18 protein-coding genes, 1 tRNA gene, 1 other RNA gene and 1 pseudogene are annotated in these 26,540 nt (G+C 68.6%); 14 read left to right on the top strand and 7 right to left on the bottom strand.

Annotated elements, in window-relative coordinates; genetic code table 11:
* Positions 1-15 precede the first annotated feature (15 nt).
* An RNA gene (gene ffs, locus ACFO3J_RS30830) (signal recognition particle sRNA small type) lies at positions 16-112 on the bottom strand.
* A gap of 73 nt (positions 113-185) precedes the next feature.
* On the opposite strand from ffs, the gene ACFO3J_RS30825 reads away from it, so the two are divergent.
* Both ACFO3J_RS30825 and ACFO3J_RS30820 read left to right on the top strand, forming a co-directional pair.
* A tRNA-Ser gene (locus ACFO3J_RS30825) sits at positions 186-270 on the top strand.
* A gap of 463 nt (positions 271-733) precedes the next feature.
* Positions 734-4,720, top strand: coding sequence for a P-loop NTPase fold protein (locus ACFO3J_RS30820; protein WP_386436473.1), 3,987 nt, complete (start codon positions 734-736; stop codon positions 4,718-4,720).
* A 101-nt stretch (positions 4,721-4,821) separates the two neighbouring features.
* On the opposite strand, the gene ACFO3J_RS30815 is transcribed toward ACFO3J_RS30820, so the two are convergent.
* The 3 genes from ACFO3J_RS30815 to ACFO3J_RS30805 all read right to left on the bottom strand — a co-directional run bounded on the left by ACFO3J_RS30815 (position 4,822) and on the right by ACFO3J_RS30805 (position 7,034).
* Positions 4,822-6,030 carry a tyrosine-type recombinase/integrase gene (locus ACFO3J_RS30815; RefSeq protein WP_386436470.1) on the bottom strand — a complete coding sequence of 403 codons (1,209 nt, stop codon included), beginning with the start codon at positions 6,028-6,030 and terminating at the stop codon, positions 4,822-4,824.
* Positions 6,031-6,041: 11 nt separating this feature from the next.
* On the bottom strand, positions 6,042-6,344 hold the full coding sequence (locus tag ACFO3J_RS30810; protein WP_386436467.1) for a helix-turn-helix domain-containing protein: 303 nt from the start codon (positions 6,342-6,344) through the stop codon (positions 6,042-6,044).
* 150 nt (positions 6,345-6,494) lie between these two features.
* On the bottom strand, positions 6,495-7,034 hold the full coding sequence (locus tag ACFO3J_RS30805; RefSeq protein ID WP_386436464.1) for a helix-turn-helix domain-containing protein: 540 nt from the start codon (positions 7,032-7,034) through the stop codon (positions 6,495-6,497).
* A gap of 286 nt (positions 7,035-7,320) precedes the next feature.
* On the opposite strand from ACFO3J_RS30805, the pseudogene ACFO3J_RS30800 reads away from it, so the two are divergent.
* The 4 genes and pseudogenes from ACFO3J_RS30800 (at position 7,321) to ACFO3J_RS30785 (ending at position 12,404) form a co-directional block, all read left to right on the top strand.
* Positions 7,321-8,840: pseudogene (locus tag ACFO3J_RS30800) on the top strand (DnaB-like helicase N-terminal domain-containing protein).
* A 253-nt stretch (positions 8,841-9,093) separates the two neighbouring features.
* On the top strand, positions 9,094-9,786 hold the full coding sequence (locus tag ACFO3J_RS30795; RefSeq protein ID WP_386436461.1) for a DUF2637 domain-containing protein: 693 nt from the start codon (positions 9,094-9,096) through the stop codon (positions 9,784-9,786).
* A 356-nt stretch (positions 9,787-10,142) separates the two neighbouring features.
* Positions 10,143-10,670: a MobC family plasmid mobilization relaxosome protein gene (locus ACFO3J_RS30790; protein WP_386436459.1), complete on the top strand. Its 528-nt coding sequence runs from the start codon at positions 10,143-10,145 to the stop codon at positions 10,668-10,670.
* Positions 10,671-10,673: 3 nt separating this feature from the next.
* Positions 10,674-12,404 carry a relaxase/mobilization nuclease domain-containing protein gene (locus tag ACFO3J_RS30785; RefSeq protein ID WP_386436456.1) on the top strand — a complete coding sequence of 577 codons (1,731 nt, stop codon included), beginning with the start codon at positions 10,674-10,676 and terminating at the stop codon, positions 12,402-12,404.
* Positions 12,405-12,533: 129 nt separating this feature from the next.
* On the opposite strand, the gene ACFO3J_RS30780 is transcribed toward ACFO3J_RS30785, so the two are convergent.
* Positions 12,534-13,025 carry a hypothetical protein gene (locus ACFO3J_RS30780; RefSeq protein WP_386436453.1) on the bottom strand — a complete coding sequence of 164 codons (492 nt, stop codon included), beginning with the start codon at positions 13,023-13,025 and terminating at the stop codon, positions 12,534-12,536.
* 11 nt (positions 13,026-13,036) lie between these two features.
* Positions 13,037-14,470 carry a helix-turn-helix domain-containing protein gene (locus tag ACFO3J_RS30775; protein ID WP_386436451.1) on the bottom strand — a complete coding sequence of 478 codons (1,434 nt, stop codon included), beginning with the start codon at positions 14,468-14,470 and terminating at the stop codon, positions 13,037-13,039.
* Between the two features lie 431 nt (positions 14,471-14,901).
* Here ACFO3J_RS30775 and ACFO3J_RS30770 point away from each other — a divergent pair, with 431 nt between their 5' ends.
* The 8 genes from ACFO3J_RS30770 to ACFO3J_RS30735 all read left to right on the top strand — a co-directional run bounded on the left by ACFO3J_RS30770 (position 14,902) and on the right by ACFO3J_RS30735 (position 24,335).
* A complete protein-coding gene (locus ACFO3J_RS30770; protein ID WP_386436449.1) occupies positions 14,902-15,387 on the top strand; it encodes an ATP-binding protein in 486 nt (161 codons plus the stop codon).
* Positions 15,388-15,540: 153 nt separating this feature from the next.
* On the top strand, positions 15,541-15,810 hold the full coding sequence (locus tag ACFO3J_RS30765) for a hypothetical protein (RefSeq protein WP_386436447.1): 270 nt from the start codon (positions 15,541-15,543) through the stop codon (positions 15,808-15,810).
* A gap of 29 nt (positions 15,811-15,839) precedes the next feature.
* Positions 15,840-16,394: a DUF6907 domain-containing protein gene (locus ACFO3J_RS30760; RefSeq protein WP_386436444.1), complete on the top strand. Its 555-nt coding sequence runs from the start codon at positions 15,840-15,842 to the stop codon at positions 16,392-16,394.
* 46 nt (positions 16,395-16,440) lie between these two features.
* Positions 16,441-16,620, top strand: coding sequence for an FxLD family lanthipeptide (locus tag ACFO3J_RS30755; protein WP_386436441.1), 180 nt, complete (start codon positions 16,441-16,443; stop codon positions 16,618-16,620).
* Between the two features lie 211 nt (positions 16,621-16,831).
* The gene (locus tag ACFO3J_RS30750) at positions 16,832-19,777 is read left to right on the top strand and encodes a lantibiotic dehydratase (protein ID WP_386436895.1); all 2,946 of its coding nucleotides are present in this window, start codon (positions 16,832-16,834) and stop codon (positions 19,775-19,777) included.
* Positions 19,774-21,048: a lanthionine synthetase C family protein gene (locus tag ACFO3J_RS30745; RefSeq protein WP_386436438.1), complete on the top strand. Its 1,275-nt coding sequence runs from the start codon at positions 19,774-19,776 to the stop codon at positions 21,046-21,048. The genes ACFO3J_RS30750 and ACFO3J_RS30745 overlap by 4 nt, the downstream gene beginning before the upstream one ends.
* Positions 21,049-21,088: 40 nt before the next feature.
* Positions 21,089-23,164 (top strand): methyltransferase, FxLD system, encoded by a 2,076-nt coding sequence (gene fxlM / locus ACFO3J_RS30740; protein WP_386436435.1) that lies wholly within the window; start codon positions 21,089-21,091, stop codon positions 23,162-23,164.
* 82 nt (positions 23,165-23,246) lie between these two features.
* Complete coding sequence (locus ACFO3J_RS30735) at positions 23,247-24,335, top strand: hypothetical protein (protein ID WP_386436432.1); 1,089 nt, start codon at positions 23,247-23,249, stop codon at positions 24,333-24,335.
* Positions 24,336-24,396: 61 nt separating this feature from the next.
* On the opposite strand, the gene ACFO3J_RS30730 is transcribed toward ACFO3J_RS30735, so the two are convergent.
* The gene (locus ACFO3J_RS30730) at positions 24,397-26,232 is read right to left on the bottom strand and encodes an outer membrane protein assembly factor BamB family protein (RefSeq protein WP_386436429.1); all 1,836 of its coding nucleotides are present in this window, start codon (positions 26,230-26,232) and stop codon (positions 24,397-24,399) included.
* Positions 26,233-26,540 lie beyond the last annotated feature (308 nt).

Raw genomic sequence — 26,540 nt, 5'->3', positions numbered from 1 at the left:
ACCCGCCCCCGGGCATGCGAAGACCCCCCACGCACCCGCCAGAGCCCACCTACCCTTGCTGCCTTCCGGCCCTGGGGGAGTTCAGCGAGATAGCGCCACGTGAGGGGCTGCCGCCAACCTTACCCGATCCCCCCACCCCCGATCGAGTTCGCACCCACCCCCTCCCGCCCTGTACTCTCTCCCACGGAGGATTCGCCTAGTGGCCTAGGGCGCACGCTTGGAAAGCGTGTTGGGGGCAACCCCTCACGAGTTCGAATCTCGTATCCTCCGCACTTGCTCTCACCGGGCAATACGTCGCTGGCCCCCACCGTTCGCGGTGGGGGCCAGCGGTGTCTGTGGTCTCAGTTCTGGTCTCAGTTGACGGCTCGCGCGCGTAGGCGCACCGGCGTGAACGGCCCCAGACCATTTCCGTCTCGGCACCTGCGTCCCTCGCTGGGGTGACGCACTGCGCGGTACGCCTGTCCGCCGGCATCCCGCCCTTCGGCACCACTCGGAGCCGTGGCCTTCGATGAGCACAGCGACGAGTCGACCTCAATGCGAACCATCCCTAACGCACGCGCCGTCAGGATCGACGATGCGCACACAGACGCCCTCTCCGAACGACCAAAGCAGGATGCTAGGACCCGCCGAAGACACGCCCCTCTCCTGGCGCTCATGATCCATTGGCGCTTGGACGAGTTGTCGGTAGGCGCGCGTAGTATGCCCGCCCAGGGTACGAAATAGGGGGCAGTACGTGGGCGTCAAGCCGCGACCGTGGCTGATCGAGGACACGGCGATCACCAAGCGAGAGCAGGACCGTTTCGACCATGAGTCGGTCGCACAGGAACTCTCTGAGGTGGTGTTGGCTGCTGAGCACCCGCTCGCGATCGGGCTGCTCGGCCCCTTCGGTAGCGGCAAATCGTCCGTGGTCAGACTGCTGACCGAGCACCTGCGCGTAAACCCCGCGTGGGCTGTGCTTCAAGTCAGTGCCGAGCACCACAGTGGGACGGCTCGGGCGCGCGCGATGCTGTACGGCCTGATCGATGCCGCGCACCGGCAAGGGCTCCTCACCGACGAGATCCGTAAGAGCGAACGGGCGTGTCTGGAGGGGGCGCGGCAGCGCACGGTTCAACGGTCGACACGCGATGCCGGAGAGCCCGGCAAGCCCGAATTCGAGCGATACGCAGTCGCGATGGGCGCGGGTGCGGCCTGGATCGCAGCGATGTTCACCATGGTGTGGCTGCTGGGCGTACTCGCGGTCTTCGTAGGGCATCGGGCAGGAGTGGGGCACAGTGTCGACCCGTGGGCGTGGTTCGCAGCCCGCGGCGCGGCCCCGGTCTCCACGGTCATCTTCAGTGCTGCGGTGGTCGCCGGCGTAATTGGCGCTGCCAAGGAGGGTGCTCAGCAAGTCCTCAGGGGCTACGACATCACCGTGACTAGCCCTCGCCCGGACTCCACCGACGACCTTGAGCAGGTGTTCTCACGGCTGATCGATCACAGCAAGAAGCGCTTGGTCGTGGCAATCGATGACATCGATCGTCTGACTGCAACCGAGGTACTCGAGGCCCTGACCACCATCCGGAGCCTGCTTTTGGCGGGCACGCATTGCAAGCGCAAACCGGTGTTCGTAATTTCCTGCGACGAGGACGTCATCCGCGAGGCCATTATGGGTGTGCGCCCTGGTCTCGCGCGCCGGGCTCCTGACGATCTGCTCGCTACACACGACGCGCAGGAGACACGGGGTGACGCTCTCACCGTGCCAAGTGAGTCACGGGACGACGAACTCACGGGGGCCCAACGCAAGGCCACGGAGGAGGCGGCACAGGAGTATCTGAACAAGCTGTTCACTGTCCGCCTCACCCTCCCCGCCCATCTAGACCACGACCTTCGGGTCTACGCCGAGCATCTGCTGCTGAACCCGAGCCCTCATCCGGTCGTCGACCGTCTCGGCGATCGCGGAAGAGTCCAGGACGTCATCGAGATTTTGGTCCACCCGCAGGTCCGCGATCCTCGGCACGCCATCCGCCTTCTCAACGCATTTTTGAACGACTATCACCTGGCTTCGCGCCGTGAAATCCCCTCGGCCTCCCGACCACCGCGCATCGCGCCCGGCGAGGTCACTGGATATCCCCTGGAGCTGGCCCGCCTAGTCGTATTGCGACACGACTACCGAGAGCTGTACGACCGCATAGCTGCAGAGCACGACTTGTTGCCGCTACTCGATGAGGGTCTGCTCGGCTCCTCCTCAGCCCTGGATAACCCCCTGCTGAAGAACTATCTAGCCCCTGGCGGGGAGCGTCGACGGATGGATACCGCGCGCTGGCCAGGCCTGAGCTACCTCCGTGCCACCGCAGCGCGCACCCGTGGCCGCCGGCCTCCCCAGCTCGGCGCCTTGTTCACCCTGGGATCAACTCCGGCCAGCCGCCAACTTGGTAGTGAGACAGCGACCGCTATTCGCACGGAGTTGATCCAGCGCGACAGCGACGCATTGATCGAACACCTTACAGACCACACTCAACGGGAACGCGTCCTCCGGGCAGTCAAGGACTCAATCAGTGAAGTGCGCCGGGGGCTGGATCTCGACAACGCCCTCGCCGCCGCGATGCTCGCTGTTGGACAGTTGCCCGATCTCGCAGCTCATCTGGTGGCTCCGATTGACGACACGGGTCGCGCCCTCCTTGCGCTAACCGATCAGATCGCTCGCCGGCGATCCGACATGACCACTCCGCTCGCGAGCCACCACCTGGTTCCGCTGCTCGCCATCACGGAGCCGTCGCACCATCCGGAGCTGCTGGACGGGCTGACGCAACGCCCCGCCGAGGAGCCGGAACAACGAGCCTGGGCAGTAGCACTGTTGAGTCTGCCGTCAGGCAGTGGCGAGGCTCTTGCGCTCGCGCCCTCCATCGCTAGCTATTTCGGAGATCTCGTCAGATCGGGCACAGAAGACGACCTAAAGTCATGGCTGGCCTCGGAAAACCACCATGATGCCTGGCCGCCGGAGGCGTATGGGGCTCTGCTGGGAATGTCCGCTCGCCACGGCGACACCGCCGCGATGTCCCAAGCCTCCGCACTGACGCTTCAAGATGACCACCAGCACAATTGGCAAAGGCCAATCCTAGAGGGTCTCGCGGTCAATTGGGATAATGCGCCTCTTGAAATCGCGCGCGCTCGAGTGGCTCTGCTCTCACACCCTAGATTCCCCAACGATGGCTGGGGTCCGGCTCTCGGTGACGCAGACCAAGCAGGTACAACACTCGCAGGCCAATTGGCCCAAAACATCGCTCAATTTCTCACTGATGACGATGAGGTTGAGTCGTCGGTCGAAGCTTCGAATCTGCTGAAGTTGTGGCTGCCGCACGTCGGAGCAGAGCCGAGCGCAGAGGCCGACCGGTCTGTAAGTTCGGTTATTGCCGAGGCTGTCGCGCAATCCGCTATCACCGCCCCCGAACTCATGGCAGTGGCGGAAAGGATCCTTGCTGACTTGCCCCACGCCGACGCCGCTGACTGCGTGACCAGCATCGCTGGCGAACTGGCCGGAGATACAGTGCCCGCACAGGTCGTGAACGCAACGTATTCGGCGCTCCTCGCCTTTCTGCAACGGTGCGATGGGATTGACAGCGGAGCGATGGCCACGGCGGCTCAGGCTTGCCTTAACGCACTGCTCACAAGTGTAGACAAGGAAACTCCGACTGGCAGTGTGAGCCGTATGGGGCTGCCCGCCGTCTTGGCCACTAATCGCGGCATGGTGACCAGACAGTCGATCGTCACTCGCCTGGTACAGGCCCTCCCTACGCCACTTGCGGGGAACGCCCCGGCGCCCGGCCTAGCAGGCGAGCTGTTGGGAAGCCTCCATACGATCTTCCGCGATGAAGAAGCACGCGCTGAGCACCTGCCAGGCGTACTGAACCAACTTCAAAGCAGCATCAACCAAGGATACGCCGTTATCCCTGCAGACTTCGCTGCTCGATACGCCGACCAGTCAGCTGTCAATGGTCCTTGGCTGAACCACATAGCTGGCCAATGGAACAGTCTGACGATCGATGCACGCGACCAGACAATGCGAGGTTCGACACGACCCGAAGCACGCGACGTACTCGGCAGCCGTTTCCTGGAGCACTTGCTCGTAGGTTCGGACGAGTCCTGGGAATGGGCCCCGAATCTCTGGCCGATTGCAGCTCCCGAAATCCAAGCCAATCTTTTGGCCGAGGCTCGCGGTCGGTGCCCTGCTCTGGCCGAACAAGCGGCCCAGGCTGACGCTGGAGTGCTGACCTCGGCACTGCTTCGCGCTGGCGATGACCTTGATGCTCTACTTAAGCTGATCGAGGGAAATCCCCTCAGCTCCGAGGCCATCACCGATTACCTCGAAAACACGATCGCCGGCGACGGCTGGGAGGAAGAGCAGATCACAGCGGCCATCAGAGCAAGCTCTGACCAGTCGGCATTGTGGGAGATATGCCTCGAAGCAGCAGCCACCGATCGGCAGGCTGCGCGCCGCGGCGCTGTCATCCTCTCTGCGCTGGCCGGACGTGATCCCGACAGTGCGCCCATCGACTTGGTCGATAAACTAGCCCCAGTCTTGCTGGTTTCCGACAGCGAAACGGTGGAGGTGCTCGGCTCCTCTATCGCGCCGCTGCCTAAGAAGACCAAACAGGAACTCTCGAAGCGTATGTGTCCCACCGGATCCAGCTCAGAACAACGCCGGCATCGAACCATATTCAGACGAGCATCTGGGCTGTCGTAGGTACGGCAGATGAGTGCATCGGGCTGGCGCCGGTGTCGTCTGGCCTCTAACCGGGCGGCCCACTCACCTGGGCCGCCCGGTTAATTTGGTGCCAAAGACGCCTATCCGGAGAGCTCGCCGCTTGAGCCCCAGATCGCGCCTTGGATTTTCTGCGCTGTGTCCTGGAGCAGCGGGTCCGTCACGTGCTGGTAGCGCTTCGCCATGGACGCCGAGGACCAGCCCATGATCGCCATCACGATGCGCTCGGGCACACCCAAGAGCAGGAGAACCGTGGAGGCGGTGTGGCGGGCGTCGCGGACGCCGGCTTCCTGGAGCAGTTCCTTCCAGTGGTGGTAGTCGGTGTTGGGGATCAAGGGTTCGCCGGTGGGTGAGGTGAAGACGTAGCCCTTCTCCGTCCAGAGTTGCCGCGCCGTCGCTCGCTCGCGCGCCTGGACATCCCGGTGCTGGCGCAGCAGTTTGGTCAGTTTGTCGGGGAGGCCGATCGCACGTTTGCCCGCACGGGACTTGGTGTCCTTGGTCTCGCGGCGGATCTGGGTGCGCTGGCGGCAGTAGCCCGGCTTCCGGCCGCACTCCCCGCCGCAGCCGTGGGCGTACTTCGGCCGCAGGCGTCCTCGGCGGACGCGGATCACACCCCCGTCGAGGTCGACGTCCGACCATTGGAGGCCGAGCACTTCGCCCTGCCGGAGGCCCAGGGCAAGGGCGATGACCCAGCGGGCTGCGTTGCGCCGCTTACCCGCCGCCAGCAGAATGCGCTGCACCTCCTCCACCGAGTACGGCTCGATCTCCTCCTCTTCGAGGCGCGGCGCCTTGGCGATCTTGGCAACGTTCACCGTGAGGTGCCCCCGACGGACAGCCTCGCCCAGGGCGACCCGGAGGGTGCGGTGGGCCTGGTGAGCGGTGGCGGGCTTGCTGCCGCCGTCCTGCATCTTCTTGTAGAAGCGCTCCAGGTGCTCCGGCTCCAGTTTGATGAGCCGGTGGGCGCCCAGCCCGGGTATGAGATGGACGCGGACGGCGACCTCGTAGCCGGCGATCGTGTTCTCGGAGACGCTGATCGGCGCGATGTTCTCGATCCAGTGAGTGAGCCACGCCTTGACGGTCCACGCCTGGCCTGGTTTGCCGACGGTGCCGGCGTCGCGGTGCTTCTCCAGCTCACGGACGAGCTTGGTGACCTCGGCCCGGGTCTTGCGGGAGACGTGGCGGCGGTCGGGGGTGCCGTCGTCCTTGATGCCGACGGTCACGCGGCCGTGCCACCGACCGTCGTTACCGAGGTAGATGGACGAGGCGCCGTTAGGCTGGCGGGAGTTGGCCATGTTCGTTTCCCTCACGCCGCGGTGGTGAAGCCGGAGGCGTCGCCGCCCTGCCGGGCGACGAAAGCAGCCAGCGCCTCGGCGGGTATGCGGCGGAGGCTGCCGATCTTCACAGAGGGGATCTGGCCGGAGGAGACGTACTCGTACAGCTTGGTGCGGCTGATGCCGATGCGGCGGGCGGCTTCAGCGACGGTGAGGGCGACGAGGGTGGGATCGCCGTCCGATCCGCCCCGGGCGGCGATGAGCGCCCGGAGGTCTTCTTCCGCAACGCCAAGGAGGCGGGCGATCTGGGCGACCGGAAGGTCGTTGGAGTGCAAGGCAGAAACCTCTCCTGGCGAGGCGTCGGGGCGGCAACCCCGGTCTCGCCGGTCTTGTTCATTCGTGGGTACGGGCGGTTGTGCTGTTGGTGCGGGAGGACATAGCTGTTCCGCCGGTGTTCGTAGCACCGGCGGAGGCGGGGGTCTGGACTACGACGCGGTGCCCTGGTCCGGGGTGCGGAGCCAGCTCTGCATCTTGGGGCGGGCACCGAGGTGGTGGCGGAACTCACCGTTGGATGCGACGGCCAGCTCGTGGGTGAGAAGGGCCTTCACGAGGTCGTCCTGATCGGGGTGGGCCTCGGTGTACTCGCGGAGTTCGGCCTGGATGGCGTCCATGGCCTTGCCCAGGGCTCGCCACTGCTTCCACTGCTCGACGTACTCGCCGACGAGTCTGCGGACCTTCGGGTTGGCGATGTGGTCGGGCGCGGCGGTGAGGTCGTCGAGGGTGATGTCGAAGACCTTGCAGAAGCCGAGCGCCTCGTCGAGGTTGACCCGGCGGCGGGGCTTGCCGCTCTCGATGCGCCAGATCGCGGACTGGTTGATCGGGTGGCCGGCCGCGGTCATGCGCTCGGCCAGGGTGACCGTGCTCCAGCCCCGCACCTCGCGTTCGGTTTTGATGCGCTGCGCGACGTAATCCTCCGCGAGGGGGCGTTCGGGCCCGGCAGATCGGGCCGCTCCTTCCTCGGCCATCGCGTCCACCTCCTTCGTCTCGGGCCGTCGGGCGACGGCACGGGCGGGGCCTCAAGTAGTAAAGCTCATTCGGGAGCAGAATGCAAGCTAGTCATCCTGCAATGCGCCTGGTACACTCGTAGGGCCCCCGGACACCGACGAACACGCAGGAGAGAACGAAGAAGCCCCCGGCGCTACGAACGCCGGGAGCTGAAGCAGAAACCTCAACAACCGCCCGTACCCACGAACGATCAAGACCGGCTGGGCTGGGATTGCCGTCCCGCTGCCCGCCAGGTGAGGAGTTTCCGTGTATCAGCGTACGGCCTCGGAGCCGGATACGCCATCACGGCCGTCGGCAGCCGCCCCGGCCGTGAACGAACCCCCGAATGACCTCGTCGCCGAGCAGGCCGTCCTCGGCGCGGGCATGTTCCGGCACCAGGCCGTGGACGAGGTGCGCGCCGTCCTCGTCCCCGAGGACTTCTACCGCCCGGCGCACGAGACCATCTGGCGGGCGATCCTCGCCCTGCGCGCCGAGGACGCCCCGACCGATCCGATCGTGCTGGGCGACTTCCTCCCCAGCCGTGGCGACCTCAACCGGGTCGGCGGATCGACCTACCTCCATGTACTGGCCAGCGCGCCGCCGACCGTCGCCAACGCCGCGCACTACGCCGGGATCGTCCGCCGCAAGGCCGACCTGCGCCGCCTGCGGGAGAACTGCATCCGCACCGTGCAACTGGCCGGCGAACCGGGCGCCGACCCCGACGAGATACGCAGCGCGCCGAGGCGGAGCTGCGGGCCGAACGCGAACGAGCCCTGGCATCCGGCAACGGCCGGCTGTCCCGCTACCTCGTGGACGGGTGGCGCTTCGTCACCGAGACCGGCGCCGACACCGACCCCCTGTGGGGCACCCGCGAGCAGACCGCCTGGTCCTCCGGCGAGAGCCTGATGATCGTCGGCCCGCCCGGCGTCGGCAAGACCACACTCGCCCACCAGGTGATCCTCGCTCGCCTCGGCCTCCAGGACACCGTCCTGGACATGCCCGTCAGCCCGAGCGAGCGGGTGCTGTACCTGGCTATGGACCATCCCAAGCAGATCGCTCACGCCATGGCCCGCCACATCGAGCCGCAGCACGAAGCGGTCCTGCGCGACCGGCTCGCCGTCTGGCAGGGACCGCTGCCCGCCACTCTCGACAAGGAACCCGACCTGCTGGCCGACCTCGCCGCCGCCCACCAGGCCGACACCATCGTGATCGACAGCCTCAAGGACGCGGTCAGCACCCTCGTGGACGACGCCCTCGCCGTCGCCTTCCACAACGCCCGCATGCGCGCGCTGCGCAACGGCGTCGAGATCATGGAACTCCACCACCAACGCAAGGCCCTCGCCGACGCCCCGCGCGGTCAGCGCCCCACGCTCGACCGGGTCTACGGCTCCACGTGGATCACCTCCGGCGCGGGCAGCGTCCTGTTCATCGCCGGAGAGGCTGGCGACCCCGCCGTCACGGTCCACCACCTCAAGACCCCGACCGGCGAGATCGGCCCCCTCCAGGTCATCCACGACCACGCGAACGGCACCACGACGATCGAGCCCACCTTCGACCCGGTCGCCATCCTGCGCGCCCATCCGGACGGGCTCACCACCCGCGACCTCGCCGCGATCCTGAGCAGCCAGGCCAACCCGGACCGCGCGGCCGTGGAGAAGGCCAGGCGCCATCTGGACCGCCTCGCCAAGGCCGGACTGGCCAGGAAGACCGAAGGAGCGGCAGGCGGCACCGGAGGCGGCCAGCAGGCCCGTTACCAGGTCTCCAACCTGCACATCGCCGTCGGCTGACCGCACCCTCGTCGCCGCGCCCGGACCGTACACGGGGGCGTACACGCGGCCCTGTCCGCACCACGCCACACGAACCGTGCCCAGGCGTCCACGCGCGACACGAAACCGCAGGTCAAACGATCACGCGATCGTACACGCCGCCCACGCAGCGAGGCGTACACGCGCGGACCCCCCCTTTAGAAGGGGGTTCGCGTGTACGCCCCCGACATGACGGCCGTGATCGCACCCGCCATCACCCCTGGAGAACCCCCGCATGAACAAGCACACCGCCGAGCGATACGCGCTCGCCGCCGCCGGAGCCGTCATCGTCGTCCTCACCGCCGGCGGATTCTGGCTCTCGTACGCACACCTCGCCGAGGTCGCCGGACAACACGGACTTCGGAACTCACCGCTCCGCCAATGGACCTGGCCTGCAACGCTGGACGCCTTCATCGTCGCGGGCGAACTGCTGATGCTCCGCGCGGGGCTGCGCAACGAGGCCGACTGGTGGGCCATCGGCCTGACCGCCGCCGGATCGGTCGGATCCATAGCGCTCAACCTCGCCGGGGTGAGCGGAACAGGCCATGCCGCCGCCGTCCCCCTCCTCGACTACATCGTCGCCGCGGTTCCCCCGACCGCCGCACTCCTGGCCTTCGGCGTGCTGATGCGACAGATCCACCGGCTCGTCACCGAGCCCGGCGCCACCGTTGCGTCGATATCCGCACAGCCGACGGAACCGCCGTCCGAAAATCCGGCACCCCCAGCCCGCAAGGGCCGCCCGGCCGACGCCACGGTCGAGGAACTCGTCGAGATCGGGCGCATTGCGGTCGCCGAACAAGGACGCGCATCCCGCGCGGTCGTCCAGCAGGCCATCCGCGACAAGGGCCTCAGGGTCGGCGGCCAACGGCTGACCCAGACCATGCGCATCCTGCGGTCGGAACTCGGCACCGGCCAGGACGACGAATGACCGTTCCGGGCACCGGAGCAGACCGGGGTGGTCGGAACCGTACCGACCACCCCGACCCTGCGACCCTCGCCCTTTGCCCGCCAGCGCTCAGACCTGGCGACGAGCGTGAAATGCAGCCACCACCCGCCGACTGATCGGCCAGCAATACGCCCACCCATACCGAAGCCCCCGGAGCAGCATCCGTGACACACATCGAACACCCCGCCGAGGCCGCGTACGACGAGCCCGGACCCACGACGAAGTCGCATACGCTGAGGAGCCGTTGGCAGCGCGCGTTCGGAAAGACGGCTCCTGGCGGAGCCAGTAGTACCCCGAGTCCGACTCGCGGCCGGTCTCGGGGGATCTCCGCCCCGGGGGTGGCGGAGACGGTCCGGCGCGAGGGCGCGCCGGACCGGGAAGGCGGGGTCGGCCCCGACCCGGACACGCTCCACAGCGCCCAGCGAGCCGTCCTCGACAGCGTGTCCGCCGATCCCGCCGTGCAGAGCGCCCAGCCCATGATCCGCCGTTTCACCGGCGATAAGCGCACCGTCCGCGTCGGCCCGCTGCGCTTCACCCCCGACGAGCACACCAGCCTCCAGGAGGCCGCTGCCGAGCATGGGTACAAGGGCGAATCCGGCTTCGCCGCCGACATCGTCCTCGCCTTCGTCGCGGGCCGGTTCACGGCGAACCTTCCGCTCAGCGAGGACCGGCGCCGCACGCACATGTTCCGCGCCCAGGTCCTTCGCGCCCTCAACCGCATCGGCGTCAACATCAACCAGATCGCCCGCGCCCTCAACAGCGACTACACCCCACCCGACATCCGCGAACGCCTCGACGAACTGCACCACCTGCTCACGACGATCGCCGAAGCCCTACGCCAGCCCACCGACCCGACGGAAGGCTGAACCGTGATCGCCGCCATGAAACCCGCAGGCGCCAACACCCGCGGACTGCTCGGCTACCTCTACGGACCCGGCACCCACGACGAACATCTGGACCCCCACATCGTGGCCGGCTTCGCCATGCTCGGCATGCCCGACCCAGGCCGCGACGAGAACGCCACCCTGACCCAACTCGGCCACCACCTCGACGAACCCGTCGCCCTGCGCAACAGCGAGTTCGGCAAGCGGGTCACCGACCACGTCTGGCACTGCCCCGTCCGCACCGCCCCCGAAGACCGCTACCTCTCCGACACCGAATGGGCCCAGATCGCCCAGCGCATCGTCACCGCGGCCGGCATCGCCCCCGAAGGCGACGACCTGGCATGCCGCTGGATCGCCGTGCGCCACGCCGACGACCACATCCACATCCTCGCCACCACCGTCCGCGAAGACGGCCGCCGCCCCAAACTCCACGACAGCGGCATCCGCGTCGGCAACGAATGCCGCCAGATCGAGAAGGACTACGGCCTGCGCCGCCTCAACAAGGGCGACCGCACCGGCACCCGCGCACCCAGCCAGGCCGAGATGCACAAAGCGGCCCGCCTCGGCTGGGAACAGACCAGCCGCGCCTGGCTCCAGGACCGCATCCGCGCCGCCATCCCCCACTCCACCACCGTCGAAGAACTCCTCGCCTACCTCGAAGCCGACGGCGTCCAGATCAAACCCCGGCGCGCACCCTCCGGCGACCTCACCGGATACGCCGCCGGCCGCCCCGGCGACCTCAACAAAGACGGCGAGCAGATCTACCACCCCGGCGGAAAGATCGCCCCCGACCTCACCCTGCCCAAACTGCAAGCCCGCCTCGGCACCAGCACACCCGAGGAACACCCCACCGCCCGCCGCAACCGCCCAACCACCCCCTGGCAGCAGGCAACCCAAGCCCTCGACACCCTCCCCGGCCACCTCACCAACACCGAAACGGGCGGCGGCCAAGACGGTTCGGGCCAGGCCCAGATCGCCGCGCTCGGCGAACTCATCGAAGCCACCGCCCAAACCGCCCCCGCGGAACTCCGCGCTGAACTCCAGGCGGCATCACGGGCATTCGCCCACGCCCAGCGCTCCCGGATCCGCGCCGAACACAGCACCGCCACCGGCCTGCGCACCGCAGCCCGCGACCTCGTGCACGCCGGCACCGGCAACGACGGCAGCCCCCTCGCCGTCCTGATCGCCGCCCTCATCTGGTCTGCGATCCTCGCCGACCGCTGGCACCAGACCCGAGGCCACGCCCAACAAGCCGCCGCCGCACGCCAAGCCGTCCAGCACCTCGAAGCCGCCTACACCCAGGCCGCCGCACCCCAACTCGCCGCACTCGCCCAGCGCCAGCCCCAGCCCGACGCCCAAGCTACTCTCGCCCACGACGTACGGACCGCCGTCCCCGACCACGCCGCCCGCATCCTCGCCGACCCGAACTGGCCCGCCCTGGCCACCGTCCTCGCCGACGCCGAAACCGCCGGCCACCAGCCCGTCCAGCTCCTCAAAGAAGCCGCCGCCCAACGCGAACTCCACACCGCCCGCATGCCCGCCCGCGTCCTCCTCGCCCGCATCCAACACACCAGCCGAAACCCCGCACCCAACCCCCGGGCCGAAGCCGCCCGCCTCCGCTCCCACGGCGCAGGAAGCCTCCCCCACAGCTACGGCCCACAGGCCGCAGAGGCAGCCAGCCCCGCAACCGAACCCCAGCGACACCGCAGGCGCTGACGAAACAACTCGCCTAAAGCAGAATTCATAGGGCCCGGCGTGGGATTGAACCGGCGGTCACTCGATGCTTCTCCGCGCACGGCTCTGGGCAGGGCAGGCGCCTTGAGGTCCTGAAATTCTGGGACGGAATCACCCGGTACGCCGCTCGGCGCCTGCCGGCCAGACGACCTCGACAGGGAGGCCGAGGGCGCGGGCCTCCTCGACCACGTCGGCAGTGCCGCCGCCTTTGGTGCCAGGCGGCATGCCATTCCAGACGGCGACGAGCCGGTCGGCCCGGCGCAGCAATTCGCTGTTGGCGGCTTCGTACGCTTCCCGGCCGGCGGTCGCGTGGTCCATCACCACCACCTCGGTAGCTGCAGCCAGAAGCCGGTCGAATTGCGCAGCGTGCGTAGCCTTGACTTTCGTCTCGCGGTAATCGCGGGAAGGGATCACAGCAACGAGGCTTCCGCCAGCGTCAAGGACGGCCTCGGCGAACAAGGAGTCCGAGCCAGCCGCGATGCAGGAGACGCCGACCAGCGCGCCGTCCGCCACCTCACGCATCAAGTCGTCAAGGGCTGCTCTGACCAGGGGCACGGAAGTGTCGGTGAGGTCCATGTGGCCGGTTACGGCGAGGATGGTCACAGCGCTCCTTGTCAGTCGGCGAGTTGCTCGCGGAGCCTAGCGCGCGCTTCTCGCACAGGTGTCGAAGTACCGTGCCCCACCGTGTAGGCGTACAGCTCGGCCATGCCTTCTCGTACACGTCCGGAGTGGACGCGCTCGGCGACATCGCAGGCTGCGTGGGTCTCGGCGACGGCTGCGGCGAGGTCGCCGGAGAGGAAGTAAACCTCGGCCAGACCGAGGCGATCCAACGCGTGTGACCTGCCGGCCTCCGGTCCCCGACTAGCGAGTGCGGTGCGGATCTGTTCCTCGGCGTGCCCGGCGTGGAGCCGAGGATCGCGCCGGGCGAGTTCCAGGAAGCGACCGCCGGTTACGCCTGCCAGTTCCGCTTCGTCGAAGTAGCCGATCCAGTACGGCTCATCGAGACCGGCATCGGCAAGTGCCTGGCGGGCTTGTTCTGTTGCCCGGTTGAACGCCGCAGTCCTGCCCATCGCGGCCAAGGCCCACGCCTCTCGCGTGTAGAGCATCGCGCGGAGCCGCGGTCCGGCTTCATCACGGACACCCTCCTGTGCGAAGCGGACGAGTTCAAGGGCGTCTGTCGGGCGAGCCGCATAGAGCAACTGGCGAGCCATGCCGGCCAAGGTGTTGGCGCCCCAGAGGCGGTCGCCTGCGGCGTGGGCCGCTCGCAGGCTGAGCCGGTAGTAGTCCTGTGCTCGCCGTTGCAGCCCCGCATCCCACGCCATGCCCGCGGCAGTACCGGCAAGCTGCGCGAGTACCGCGTACAGCCGCTGCTCGACTAGTGGTGCTTGGTGTTCGTGGAGGAGAGCGGTCACCTCCTGCAACTGGCCGAGAACCGCCCGGCGCCGGAGTCCACCGCCGTACTTGTGGTTCCAGGTGCGGAACGCCTTCGCCGTCTCCTCAAGCTGTTCGACGTCGCGCATCCCCAGTCGGCCGGGGCGGTTTCGGCGGGAGCCTGTCTCACCAGGCAGCATCCAGCCTTCCAGCGAGTCGAGCAGAAGCGGACCGGTCATCACCGTGGCCGCGATCGCTCGGGTGAGCGCGCGTCGGTCCATGGTGAGGTCGACGCGGGTGAGTTGGTCCGCCAGTTCGACCGTGGCGCCGTTCTGCCATGGACTGTCCATGCGGGCTGTCACCTCGGGAGTGTCAGGGCGGCCCGATGCGGCCTCCTCCATTTCCCAGGGACGGGTGGCGAGACCGATGAGCTTGCCGGGGATGTGCAGGCCATCGGCGATGCGGCACAGCACGTCGTACGAGACGACGCGCGTCTGCCCGTTCATGATGGTCGACACCTTGCCGGGGGTTAGCCCGCACGCCAATGCGATGCGGTTCTGGGACAGGCCACCGTGCTTCTTCAGAAGCTTGAACGCCTCGGCGAAGTCGTGTTCGGCCAGCGCCTGACGCATATCGGTCCTGCTCAGGACATCCGTCGACATCGGTGTGGCGTTCACGAGCCGCCTCCGGAGGTGTGCGGCGACCCGGCTCCCGGGCCGGGACAGTGGTGTTACCGCCTCGGTAACCCCCAACGGTCATGGTGGCGAAACGGTGTGAGCGCAACGCTACTCACAGACACCGATTACCGAAACCGAGTGGGGAAACCTCATGCCCAACCTGCCACGTTGTGCGGGGCCTCCGCCCTGCGGGCTGCGCCACCAGGGCCCCGCCGGCGGGGTGAACGAGCAGTGAGATTCACACAAACGGCCCTACGAGCCACGCTCAGTGCCCGCGGCGTCGAGCTGCCGCGAACCGCGAACTCGGACGCAGGGCGCGCCGGTCTGGGCACCATCGGCCTGGATAGTGCAGGTGCAGGCGTCATCGCCCTTTGTCGCGCTGTGGCGCCGACGCCGAGGCTCGTCCGCACCCGAGGAGAGGGGCGGGCTTCATGACCCGGACTGCCCACGCCGAGACGGAGGCCACGCCTACGGCTGCCGTCCCGGCGCCGCCCGAGCCCATCTGCGACGAGTTCGCGGTACGGGTCTCCGTCGGCAACGCGACAGGCAGCGCTCTCGAACGGGACGTCGACGGCCGGTGGGTGGGACGGCTTCGCCGCATCAGCGCCGCAAAGCTGCGCGCCTGGGGCCTGGCCCCGCTCATGGACGACGTCCAACTGCTGGTCAGCGAACTCGTCACCAACGCGCTGCGATACGGCGAGGATGGCGAGATCGCGTTCCGCTTGGTGATCACCCTCCAGGGGGTGCTTATCGCGGTGAACGACGGCTCCGGCCGCCGCCCTCGTCTGAGCGTCGTCGACGACGCGAGCGAAACCGGCCGCGGCCTCTTCCTCGTCGCCGCGATCGCCGACGACTGGGGCGTGAGCCCCGACGGCACGACCACCTGGTGCACGTTGCGCGTCGCGGAGCCGCAGTGATGACGGTGCAGGCTCGTCCACCCCTCGTATCCACGCAGAAAGCAACCGGCAATGAAGCACGAGAAGCCACTGTTCCCGCTCTGCGGCCGGACCGCCCGACTCCCAGAAAATCTCGTCCAGGAGGCTCTGCGGATCGCGACACCGTACGGATCAGTGGACGAGGCTGACGTGGAGCGGGACTTGCGGTGCCACCTCCAAGTCCATAGCGACGGGGAGCACTTCGCCCTCGTGCTGGACCTCGACGGCTTGGCCACCGGCGCCATTTGGACCCGCTGGGCAGACGGCACCCCCGCCGCAGCACTGGACGTCCGACCGGACTGCTCATTCATCGATCCCGCATCACACGACGCCTGCTGCGAATTCGCCTTCCACCCGGGCGCCCACACCCACCAGCTCACCGCCATACCCGTCGAAGTCTCCTGACTTCCCGCCCCAGCAAGGGAGATTGAATCTTGGCGACCACCTCAGTGGCTCCGAAGCCGGCCACCGCTGCACGATCCGTCCAGCAATCGGCCTCCAACGCGACCACTTCACCCGGCCAGACCTGGTCCATCAGCACCACGGGCGGCTTCACCCTCACCGGCTACCTGCCACCCTGGGCCGACGAGGACCCCAGCGCCACCGACGTCCCGTTAGAAAAGCTCTCCATCAAGCTGATCGACCTCGCGCACTGGCGCCCCTTCGACGGCCAGCGGATGCGCATCCACCACCCCGCCCACGCCGACGGCGACGGCCAGCCCGGTGAATGCGAAGAGAGTGTTCTTGACGGCCACATCGCCTGCTACCCGTACAGCGACGACCCGGCGGAGAGGACCCCGTACGCCAACGTCCGGGTGGTGGACGACTTCTGGCTGAACAACCTCACCCCCGAGGGCCTCACCAAGCTCGCCACCCAACTCCGCGCGCAGGCCCACCACCTGGAGACGGACCTCGCCCCGATCCTCGAACAAGCCCGCAGCGACTGGACCGCCCACCAGATCGAGCGCGCCAACCACGTCCTCCAATGAGGGCAGAAACACCGTCCCCCGTTCACATCCCTGAGAGGCAGCTGACATGAGTCCCACCATTACGCACAACAACAACGGAAGCCCGGTGGTCACGGGCTCGACCGCATCGGACGGCTTCGACCTCGACGTCACCCTGGTCGAGGTCGGCGACATCGCCGGCCTGATCAGTCTGACGGATGACGGCTGCGGCGAGACCTGCGGCGCCTGCACCACGAACGTGGCCTGACCGTAGGCGCTCGGACCCCCTGGCCGGTGCCTTTGTGACCCGACGTGCGAAGGCACCGGCCACCCCGCTTGACCAGGAGGTTGTGATGGCTTCGAGCACCACGTTCCGTGCCGGTAGGACTGCGCTCGTCCGTGCGGTCGCCCGGCCGGAACTCCCCGTCCCACCGGTCCCTGACCTCGATGACCCTTCCCCTCGCGGTGTGGCCCTCCGACTGGCGTGGTTGCGGCAGGTCTGGTCCGACGATGACTTTGCCGAGGCAGTGGAGCACGCCAGCCCGGCCCTCGCCTCCCAGGTGCGGGCCCTGTGCTCCTGCGAAGCCCCTGCCGACCGAGATGTCCGGCGCGCCGCCGCCTCGGTGGCACGCTATGTACTGCGTGCCGAGCAGCGGGCGACTCCATTCGGTCTGTTCGCCGGCGTCGCTCCGGCCACCTTCGGACCAGGGGCAGGCACCACCTGGGGTTCGGCCCATACGGTCATCGCGCGGGCGAGCGCGGAGTGGCTGACGGCCGTTGTGGAACGGCTGGAGTCCTGCCACGAGCTGCTGGAGCGCCTTCCGGTGGTCCTCAACAACACCGCACAGGTACGCGGCGGACAGCTGGTCGTGCCGTACAACTCCGACACTCACACCGACCGGCGCCGTGCGGTCGAGGCATCCATGGCCCTGACCGAACCACTGCGGATGATCCTGAACGCGGCCCGCGAACCCGTCTGCGTGGGCCCCCTCGCCGACAAGCTGGCCGCGGGCTTCCCCGGGGCAGGTCCGGGAAGGGCGCAGCGGCTCGTGCGGGAGCTGGTCCGCAACCACGTGTTGATCACCAGCCTGAACGCACCGAGCACCGAGACAGACGCTCTTGAGTACCTGGTGGAACAACTCGACGCTGTGCAAGCCGATACGGTCGCTCCGGTCGCCGACACTCTCCGCGAATTGCGCGCCGTACGAGCCGACCTGCGGAGCTGCGACTCAGCCGGCAGCCGGGCCAGCGCCGCCTCACGGATGCGGACGGTTGTCACCGGCCTTCGCCGCCACCCCGTCGCCCTCGACTTACGCCTGGACGGCAAGATCACGCTGCCGGAGCAGGTCGCCCGCGAGGTCGAGCGCGCCACCGAAGTCCTGACCCGGGTCAGTGTCATGCCCTACGGGACCGCGGCCTGGAAGGCGTACCAGCGGCGGTTCTACGAGAAGTACGGCATCGGCACGATGGTGCCGCTCACCGACGTCGTCGCTGACAGTGGCACCGGCTTTCCCGACGGATACCCGGGAGCCCCCGCCGACGGCCAGCGCTCCCGTCTCTCGGTACGCGACGACCTCCTGGTTCGGCAGGCGCAGGCCGCCGTCCTCGACGGCCGCGACGAAGTGGTTCTCACCGACGAGCTGATCGCCGCGATGGACCTGGGGCCCGCACATCCCCGGGTGCCGCCGCACCTGGAGGTCGGCATCCGGGTACACGCTGCCAGCGCCGAGGAGCTGCAACGCGGTCGGTTCCGGCTGGAAGTGGCGAGCGTGTCCCGCGGCGCCGGCGTCACCGTAGGCCGCTTCCTGAGCGTGCTGGCTCCCGAGGACCGCAAGCAGCTGGCAGCGGGGCTGGCCGACCTCCCGGCCGCTGATGCCGGCACCGTCGCGGCCCAGTTGTCTTTCCCGCCGCTGCACCCCGCCAGCGCACACGTCACCCGCGCTCCGCAGGTACTGCCCACCGTCATCAGCGTCCAGGAGCACCGCGCACCGACCAGCGACGTGCTCACTCCGGCCGACCTGGCAGTTGCGTGCGACGGCCGCCGCATGTACCTGGCCGCGCCCGCACGCGGGCAGCGGATCGAGGCCGTGGGCATGCACGCGCTGAACCTCAAGGAGCACACACCACCGCTGGTCCGCTTCCTCACCGAGCTGGCCCGCGCGCAGTGCTCGCAGGTCACTTTGTTCGACTGGGGCGTCGCGAAGGCGATGCCGTTCCTGCCGCGGCTGCGTTACGGCCGTACGGTGCTCGCCCCGGCTCGGTGGCGGCTGGAGGCCGCCGAGCTGCCCGGCCGCGACCGCGCACAAGCCCAGTGGGACACCGCCCTTGAGCACTGGCGAACCCGACGGCGGCTGCCGCACCGGGTCCACCTGGCCGAAGGCGATCAACGCCTCCTCCTCGACCTCCACCACGCCGCACACCGGACCCTGCTGCGCCAACACCTGAACCGCGCCCCGTCCGCGGTCCTCGTAGAAGCACCGGACGCCGACGCGTACGGCTGGTGCGACGGCCGCGCGCACGAAGTCGTCGTACCGCTCAAGGCGACCCGGACCCCGGTATGGCCCGCTCTTCCGATCCCCACTGCGGCCCGGTCCTTCTCCCCGGCGCAGATCCAGACACCGGGGCTCTCTTCGCTGCTGCTGGCAACGCTCTATGGCGACCTTCGCCGACAGGACACCCTCCTCGCCCAGCACATCCCCGATCTGCTCAACCGGCTCGGCGGCCAGCCCTGGTGGTTCATCCGCTTCCGCGACCCCGCCCACCACCTACGGCTGCGCATCGCCCTACCCGATCCGGACGCCTTCGCCGAGTCCGCCCGTACCGTCGGCACCTGGGCCGACGAACTGCGCTCCGGCGGACTGCTGTCGGACCTACGCTTCCCCACCTCCTACCGCGAGATGGGCCGCTGGGGCTCAGGCCCGGCCTGGGACGCCGCCGAGGAAGTGTTTCGTGCCGACTCTCGGGCCGTCCTCGCCCAACTAAAGCAGCGCCAACGTCCACCGCAGCGCGCCCTGGTGGCCGCGCACACCATCGCCATTGCCACCGCGTTCCTCGGCAGCGCCGAGGCCGCCATGCGCTGGCTGACCAAGCACATCCCCTCCAAGTCGCCCGCTCCGGTTCCGCGTCCGGAGTTCACCGAGGCCATACGGCTGGCCGATCCGTCCAACGACTGGGCGGCGCTGCGCGACGTGCCCGGTGGGCAGGCCATCGTGGAAGCGTGGGCCGAGCGGGACGCGGCCCTCGCGGCCTACCGACCTCACCTCCCCGGCTCGGATACCCAAGGCATACGCCTGGACGATGTCCTGTCCTCGCTGCTGCACGTCCACTTCGTGCGGCATGTCGCCGTCGACTTCCCGGAGGAAGAAGTCTGCCTCTACCTCACCCGCGCCGCCGCCTTGGCATGGCTGGCCCGGAGGTCACGGTGACCGATCCCCACGCGCTGAAGATCGCCGACGCGGTCGCCGACCTCCTAGCCGACCCCGACACCGTTCCGGTTAGTCCGCGCACCACAACCACCGACCGGCAGCAGCTCGCGTACGGGCCCCTGGGGATCGCGCTGCTGCACATCGAACGAGCCGCAGCCGGCCTGGGACCGTGGCAGCGCGCCCACGCCTGGCTCGCCGCCGCCTCCCGGGAGCCGTTCACCAGCGGACCCGACAGCCACCCCTTCTATGGTGCCCCGGCCCTCGCCCACGCCGTGGCCTGCGCAGCCGAGCACCAGCCCGGCCCCTACCAGCGTGCCCTCCTCCACCTCAACGCGCAGATCGACCGCGACGTCCATCGGCGCCTCGACGCCGCACAACGCCGCGTCGACGCCGGCGCCCTGCCCGAACTGGGAGAGTTCGACGTGATCCGAGGACTCGCCGGCTACGGCGCCTACCTGCTTCACCGCGACCCGCTCAGCCCCACCCTGAACAGGCTCCTCCACTACTGCGTCCGCCTCACCGAACCGGTCAGCCACAACGGCGAGACCCTGCCCGGCTGGTGGACATCCTCCGGTCCCTCCGGCCGCCCGGACGAACGGTTCCCCGGCGGGCACGCCAACAGCGGGATGGCGCACGGCATCGGCGGAGTGCTCGCGTTGCTGGCCCTCGCCGCCCGGCACTGCAACACCGTCGGCGGCCACCGCGAAGCCATCCGAACGATCCTGGCGTGGCTGGACCGCTGGCAGCAAGGGACCAGCCCCGGCGTTGCCTGGCCGTACTGGATCACCCGCGCTGAACTCCGCGAAGGGTGTTCCGCCCCTTCCGCACCTCGCCGCCCCTCGTGGTGCTACGGCACCGCCAGCCTCGCCCGCGCCCAGCAGCTCGCAGCCATCGTCCTCGGAGACACCCGCCAGCAAGTCGCGGCGGAAACCGCGCTCGTGGCCGCCCTCACCGACTCCGCGCAGCTCAAAGCCACCACGGACAATGGCCTGTGCCATGGCTTCGCCGGGCTCGCCCACGTCGCGGCACGCACCGCCGCCGACGCCCACCCTTCGACCGCCGGGCAGCTCCGCGCCGCGATCCCGGGCCTCCTGGCCGCGGTGTGCCCACCGGGCACCGCTCCCGCCACCGTGGCCAAGGCACTGGTGCAGGACGAGAAAGCCGGGCCCGGGTTCCTCGACGGCGCCGCGGGTGTGGCCTTGACACTCATTGCCCCCGCCACCGTCTCGTCGCCCCTATCCACCTGGGACTCCTGCCTGCTCCTCGCCTGACCTCTATAGGGGCATCCCCGCCGATCGAAGGACCCTGCCCATGGACCCGGACCGCTGGCACCAGCACAACGTCCTCTTCTCCGACCGCGACAGCGGCAAGCGCGCCATTACCGAACGCCTCGGGCCTGCCCTGCTCGCGGCCGAGGAGGCTGGGCAGCTCGCCGGCTGGTGGTTCATGAACAAGCAGCCCTGGCCGCTGCGGTATCGCGCCGCACGTCCGTCGCCGCTGGTCCAGTCGGTCCTGAGCGAACTCGTCGACGACGGCACAGTGAAGTCCTGGCTGCCCGGCATCTACGAGCCGGAATCCACCGCCTTCGGCGGAACCCTGGCAATGGACGCCGCCCACGACCTGTTCCACCAGGACAGCCGGCACCTGCTCACCTACCAGCCCGGCCCCGGACACGTAGGTCGCCGAGAGACCGCCGTCCTCCTGATCAGCGCCATGATGCGCGCCGTCAACCTGGACTGGTTCGAACAGGGCGACGTGTGGGCGAAGGCCGCCGAACTCCGACCGGCCACCGACCTCACCCCGGAACGGGCCGCCACCCTGATACCGGCGATGCGCACCTTGATGACCGTCGACGCGGGCAGCCTGTGCCGCCCGGACCGCCCGCTCGACGGTCACACCGCCTGGGTGGCCGCCTTCGAGCGGGCCGGGACGACGCTGGCTTGCCTCGCCACCGACGGTGGGCTCACCCGCGGCCTGCGAGCCGTCATCGCCCACCACGTGATCTTCCACGCCAACCGCGCCGGTCTCCTCCCGGATGACCAAAGCGCCCTATTCGCCATCGCACGAGAGGCAGTCATGGGATCGAGTGACAACCCCGAGTCCTCCGCCGAGGACACGCCTGAAACCACTAGCTTCGGGGCGGTGACCACCGACACCATCGCCCCCAACGAAGCCGAGGCCGCAAAGCTCCGCAACGCCCTCGTCGACCAGATCCGCGAGTACGGATACGCCCGGATGCCCGCGGTCGAAGCAGCGCTGCGGACCGTCCCCCGCCACCTGTTCGTGCCCGATGCGCCGCTCGAAGACGCGTACGCCAACGCGACGGTCGCCATCAAGCAGGACACCGATGGCACCGTGATCTCCTGCGCCTCCCAACCCAGCGTCGTCGCCATGCTGGACCAGTTGGACGCCCAACCCGGCGACCGGATCCTCGAACTCGGCGCCGGCACCGGATACAACGCCGCACTGCTCGCTCATCTCGTCGGCGACGCCGGATACGTCACCACCATCGACGTCGACGAAGACCTCGTGGAAGGCGCCCGCGCGCACCTCGCCGCCGCTGCCTTCACCAACGTCGAAGTGCTGACTCGCGACGGGGCCCTCGGCCACGCCGAGGGCGGCCCCTACGACCGGATCATCGCCACCGTCGGCGCCCACGGCCTCCCCCACGCCTGGCTCGACCAACTCGCCCCCGGCGGCCGACTCGTCGTCCCCCAGCGCCTCAAGGGCAGCGTCTCCCGCTCCATCGCGTACGAGCAGCACGACGGCCGCTGGACCAGCGTCAGCAGCAAGATGAACACCTTCATGCCGCTCCGAAGGGGTATCGCCGACGACGACCGCCGCGTCATTCCCCTCAGCATCGATGGCACCGTACGACTCCAGGCCCCCGCCAGCCAGCCGATCGACGCCGACGCCCTCGCTGGCGTGCTGGACCAGCCGCGCACCGAGGAGTGGACCGGCGTGACGGTCCGGGCCATGGAAAATCCGGAGTGGATGGAGCTGTTCGTCGCCTGCTCCCTGCCCTCCGGCCTGATCCGTATGCTGTTCCCGGCCGGCGCCAAGGGCATGTTGCTCACGGAGGACCCGTACCCCTCCTCCACCGCGGCGATCGACAAGGGCGCCATCACGTACCTCGCCCGCCGCGTATCGGAGCAGACGACCCCCGACGGCGGCAAGCTCTGGGAATTCGGCGTCATCGGCCACGGCCCCGGCAGCGACGAACTGGCCGCACGAGTCGCCGACGCGATCCGTACCTGGGACCTCGACTACCGCGGTCGTGAAGCCACCTTCGAGATCCAGCGCCTCGACGCACCCGCGATCGAGCAGCGGCCCGGCCTCTTCGCCATCGACACCCCGCTGAACCGCATCGTCGCCGACTGGCGGTAAGGCCAGATCACGTTGGGGAGCCCGCAGGCGCAGCCGACGGGCTCCCCGGTCCCCACCCACACCGTCACCGACAGGCAGACTCATGGACGCGCACGGCCCGATAGCAAAACGCTTCCCACTCGTCGCCCGCTTCCGCCCCGCTTGTCTGCCGCTGCCCGACCGCGTACAGGCCCTGGTGAACCTGGCCAGCCGGGCCGCGGAACAGAACGACCAGGGCTTGGCCTCCACCGTCTTCAACCAGGCCGCCCTCCTCGCCTCCGACATCGGCCTTCCCGACCTCGCCCGGCAGACGTGCCACCGCCACGCCAAGGCATACCTGAACGCAGGGCCGTTGCCCGCCATGAGCGCCATCCGCGGCCTGGAACCCCTGATCAACCTCGCCCGCCTGCAGATCCGCGCCGGCCACCCCGACGATGCCCGTCAACGTCTCCTCGACCTCTACGAAGCCGTCGGTACCGGCAGCCCCGCCACCTTCGAGGGCATCACCGTCCCAGCCGACCTCACCCCCACCGACGAAGACCGCCGCGAAGTCCGAGCCTGGCTCTGGCGCGTCCTCCTCGCCGACGGCACCCGCACCCTCACTACCACCGGCCGCTGGCCCGAAGCCCTCGCCCACATCCAGCAGCACCACGGCATCGGCACCCGCATGCTCGACGGCCGCCAAGTCGCCGTCGTCGCCGCCCTCACCGAAGGCGACACCCACCACGCCGCCGAACTGCTCAGCAACACGGCAAGGGGCGAACCGTGGGAGCAGGCCGTCACCGCCTGCCTGACGGTGATCTGCTGCCGTGACGCCGGCCAAGCAGCCGACAGCCAAGTCGCAGCCCTGCTCAACCTCTACCTGAGCCACGAAGCTAAACCGGGCCTGACCGTCTTCGACGTTCGCCTCGGCCTCACCGTCCTGGACGCAATGGGCACATCACAGCATCCCGAAGCGCGCAACCTCATCGAGAGCATCATCCGCCGAACTACAGACGCCCACGACGGATACGCGGCTCTCGAACTCGTGATGCATCCTGCGGCCGTCGCGCTCGCTACGGCCACGCAGGCCAAGAATTGTCGTGACCTGATCCGATCCTGCACATTGGGAGTCGGCGTCATCCCTGATGAGTTCCAGGCGTCGCTCTCCGGCGCCCTGGACACCGCCGGACGGGTACTCACCGCCGGGTAACCAAGACTCGTGCGGTGAGGAGCCGTATCGACCTCAAGATCACCGACCAACGTGCGTCGATTCATACAAGCGGTAGCGCTCGGAGAAAACCCCCACTCGCCACGTAGAGGACTCCGTCGACCACGGGGGGTGGCGGCGCGGGATCATGGGACCAGAGCACATCTGCGACGGTGCGCCTCTTACCGGTGCTCTCGTCGAATGCGAGGAGTTGACCGGCGCGGTGTGCGGCGAACACGGTTTCGCCGACAGCGAAGGGCTGCTTGTCGAATGCGCCCGGGCCGCGGTGGGTCCAAAGGACTTCTTCGGCGCGGTAGTCGTAGGAGGTGAGCCGATGAGGATCCCGGGTGGGAACAACGACGGTCCGGCTCGTCGCCAGAGGAGCAGCGCTTATTCTCGCGCCGACCTCGATACCCCACCGGGTGGTCCCCTTCGTCGCGTCCACGGCGAAGAGCCGGCCTTCCCTGTCCACGAGGAACACCACGGGGCCCGCCTCCTGCGGTGCCACCGCTGCCTGCGCCGTGGCGTGTTCCCACCGAGCGGTGCCGTCGTCGAGGTTGAGGGCAACTGTCCTGTCGCAGGAGTTGCCAGCGCTCAACACCATGTAGGCGGATGTCTGTCCAACCGTCCAGTGCCGGATCGAAGGCAGATCGACCGATCGCCAGCGTTCCTTGCCGACGGTCGCGTCCAGTGCCACAAGGTGGGACGCCCCTGGCTGGGAGGAGGCGGAGCTGCCTGTCACCAGCACGTACACGTTCTCGCCGCGAACGACAGGCGGGGACCCAATTGTTCCGGTGCTATCGCGCCACGACCAGAGCCGTTCCCTGGACCGGCAGTCGATCGCCATCAGTCCGCCGGCTTCACCCGCGAAGTACAGGGTTCCGCGATCGTGAACGACCGCACCCTCTCGGACCCGAAACGGCAACGGTCCCCGACGCTGTCCCGACCGAAGATCCCGGGGACGCAACTGCCGCATGGCAGCGACCTCGTAGACCGTCCCCGCTCCGACCACCGGAAGGCCCGACGTGCGTGGGTGCTTCCACAGTTCCTCCCCGATAGCCGCGTCGACGGCGCGCAAGAGACTGCGGTCGCGCACGACAAGGACCCCTTCGGAGAACTGCGGCTGGGTCGCGCCCTCGCCGACCTTGAGGGGCGGCCAGAGGTCAGCACTGTCACGGACTAATCTCCCTTTGGTGCCACGTGACGTCCGCTTCGCCACGGGAGTGGCGGCCCGGGATCCGTTCGGTTCCGGGAGCGCAGAAGGCTCGCCGGCAAAGGCGGCGTGTCCGTACAGGTCGGCGCGGATCATCGAACGCGTGACCTCGGCTCCCCGTGAGGCGTAGGTGCCGGCCAGTTCCGCCAGGCGCGAGAACAGTGCATCAGCCTCGTGGTTCGACCGGTTCGGCGTGCTGGGCAAAAGTCGTTCGACCGCGCTCGTCCTGTCGCTGAGGTCAGCTCCCTCAAGACGGATCGTCAGAAGGCTGAGTCGATACAACAGGCGCCAGGTCAGCTCCCGTACCAACACATCCGCGGTCCATTTTCCGCCCGCGACTGCCGCCTCGACGATCGCGTCCAACTGCACAAGCCGACGACGAGCCTTGCTGTCAGCATCGCTCGCGGCATTGGCTCGGAAGACGCCCTCGGTTCCGGACGAAGCCGCGATCGTCGCCAACGCCCCCAGTTCATGCGCGGGTACGCATCCGGGCGCGACCGCCAACCCGAGTGCCCAACGCCCGCTTCTCAGGAGCGGCCACCGCTCATGGACAACGTCGAGATACGCGCCGATGAGCCGAACGGAGGACTCGTCCGCCGGGGTGAGCTTGGGCCGCCGCCGGACCCCGATGGCCAGCACATGAGGAGTGCCGTGCACTCCCACACCTCGTACCAGCAGGTCATCCACGCTGCTGTCCGACCACGCCTGGAAACGCACCGACTCCGGACTCACGCCGTCACCGAGACCGGGAACCGGTGCCCTCGTCAGCAGATGGGAGAGCAACACTGCACCCTGCTGGTGCTCAAGCCGGGTACCGCCCCCGCCTGTGGCATACGGGTGGGCTCCAGGAGCCTTGCCCATCAGTGCTTTCCCTTCCCGTCCGCGGTGGGTCCGCTGGCTCCGTCCATCGGCCGGGAAACGGCAGCGTGTCGGCGACGCGTGAATCGTGACCCACTTCCGACGGGTGAAAAGTGACCCCCACTGCGTCAGTTGAT

Source organism: Streptomyces polygonati (assembly GCF_042650325.1).
Classification (GTDB): domain Bacteria; phylum Actinomycetota; class Actinomycetes; order Streptomycetales; family Streptomycetaceae; genus Actinacidiphila; species Actinacidiphila polygonati.
This window is presented reverse-complemented; position numbering and strand designations above follow the sequence as displayed.

What these genes read in the sequence shown, in the direction of transcription:
- ACFO3J_RS30805 (WP_386436464.1), bottom strand. Translation starts at nt 7,034, where the DNA reads ATGGCCGAGGAAGGAGCGGCCCGATCTGCCGGGCCCGAACGCCCCCTC.
- ACFO3J_RS30815 (WP_386436470.1), bottom strand. Translation starts at nt 6,030, where the DNA reads ATGGCCAACTCCCGCCAGCCTAACGGCGCCTCGTCCATCTACCTCGGT.
- ACFO3J_RS30735 (WP_386436432.1), top strand. Translation starts at nt 23,247, where the DNA reads ATGGACGCGCACGGCCCGATAGCAAAACGCTTCCCACTCGTCGCCCGC.
- ACFO3J_RS30755 (WP_386436441.1), top strand. Translation starts at nt 16,441, where the DNA reads ATGAGTCCCACCATTACGCACAACAACAACGGAAGCCCGGTGGTCACG.
- fxlM (WP_386436435.1), top strand. Translation starts at nt 21,089, where the DNA reads ATGGACCCGGACCGCTGGCACCAGCACAACGTCCTCTTCTCCGACCGC.
- ACFO3J_RS30770 (WP_386436449.1), top strand. Translation starts at nt 14,902, where the DNA reads ATGACCCGGACTGCCCACGCCGAGACGGAGGCCACGCCTACGGCTGCC.
- ACFO3J_RS30795 (WP_386436461.1), top strand. Translation starts at nt 9,094, where the DNA reads ATGAACAAGCACACCGCCGAGCGATACGCGCTCGCCGCCGCCGGAGCC.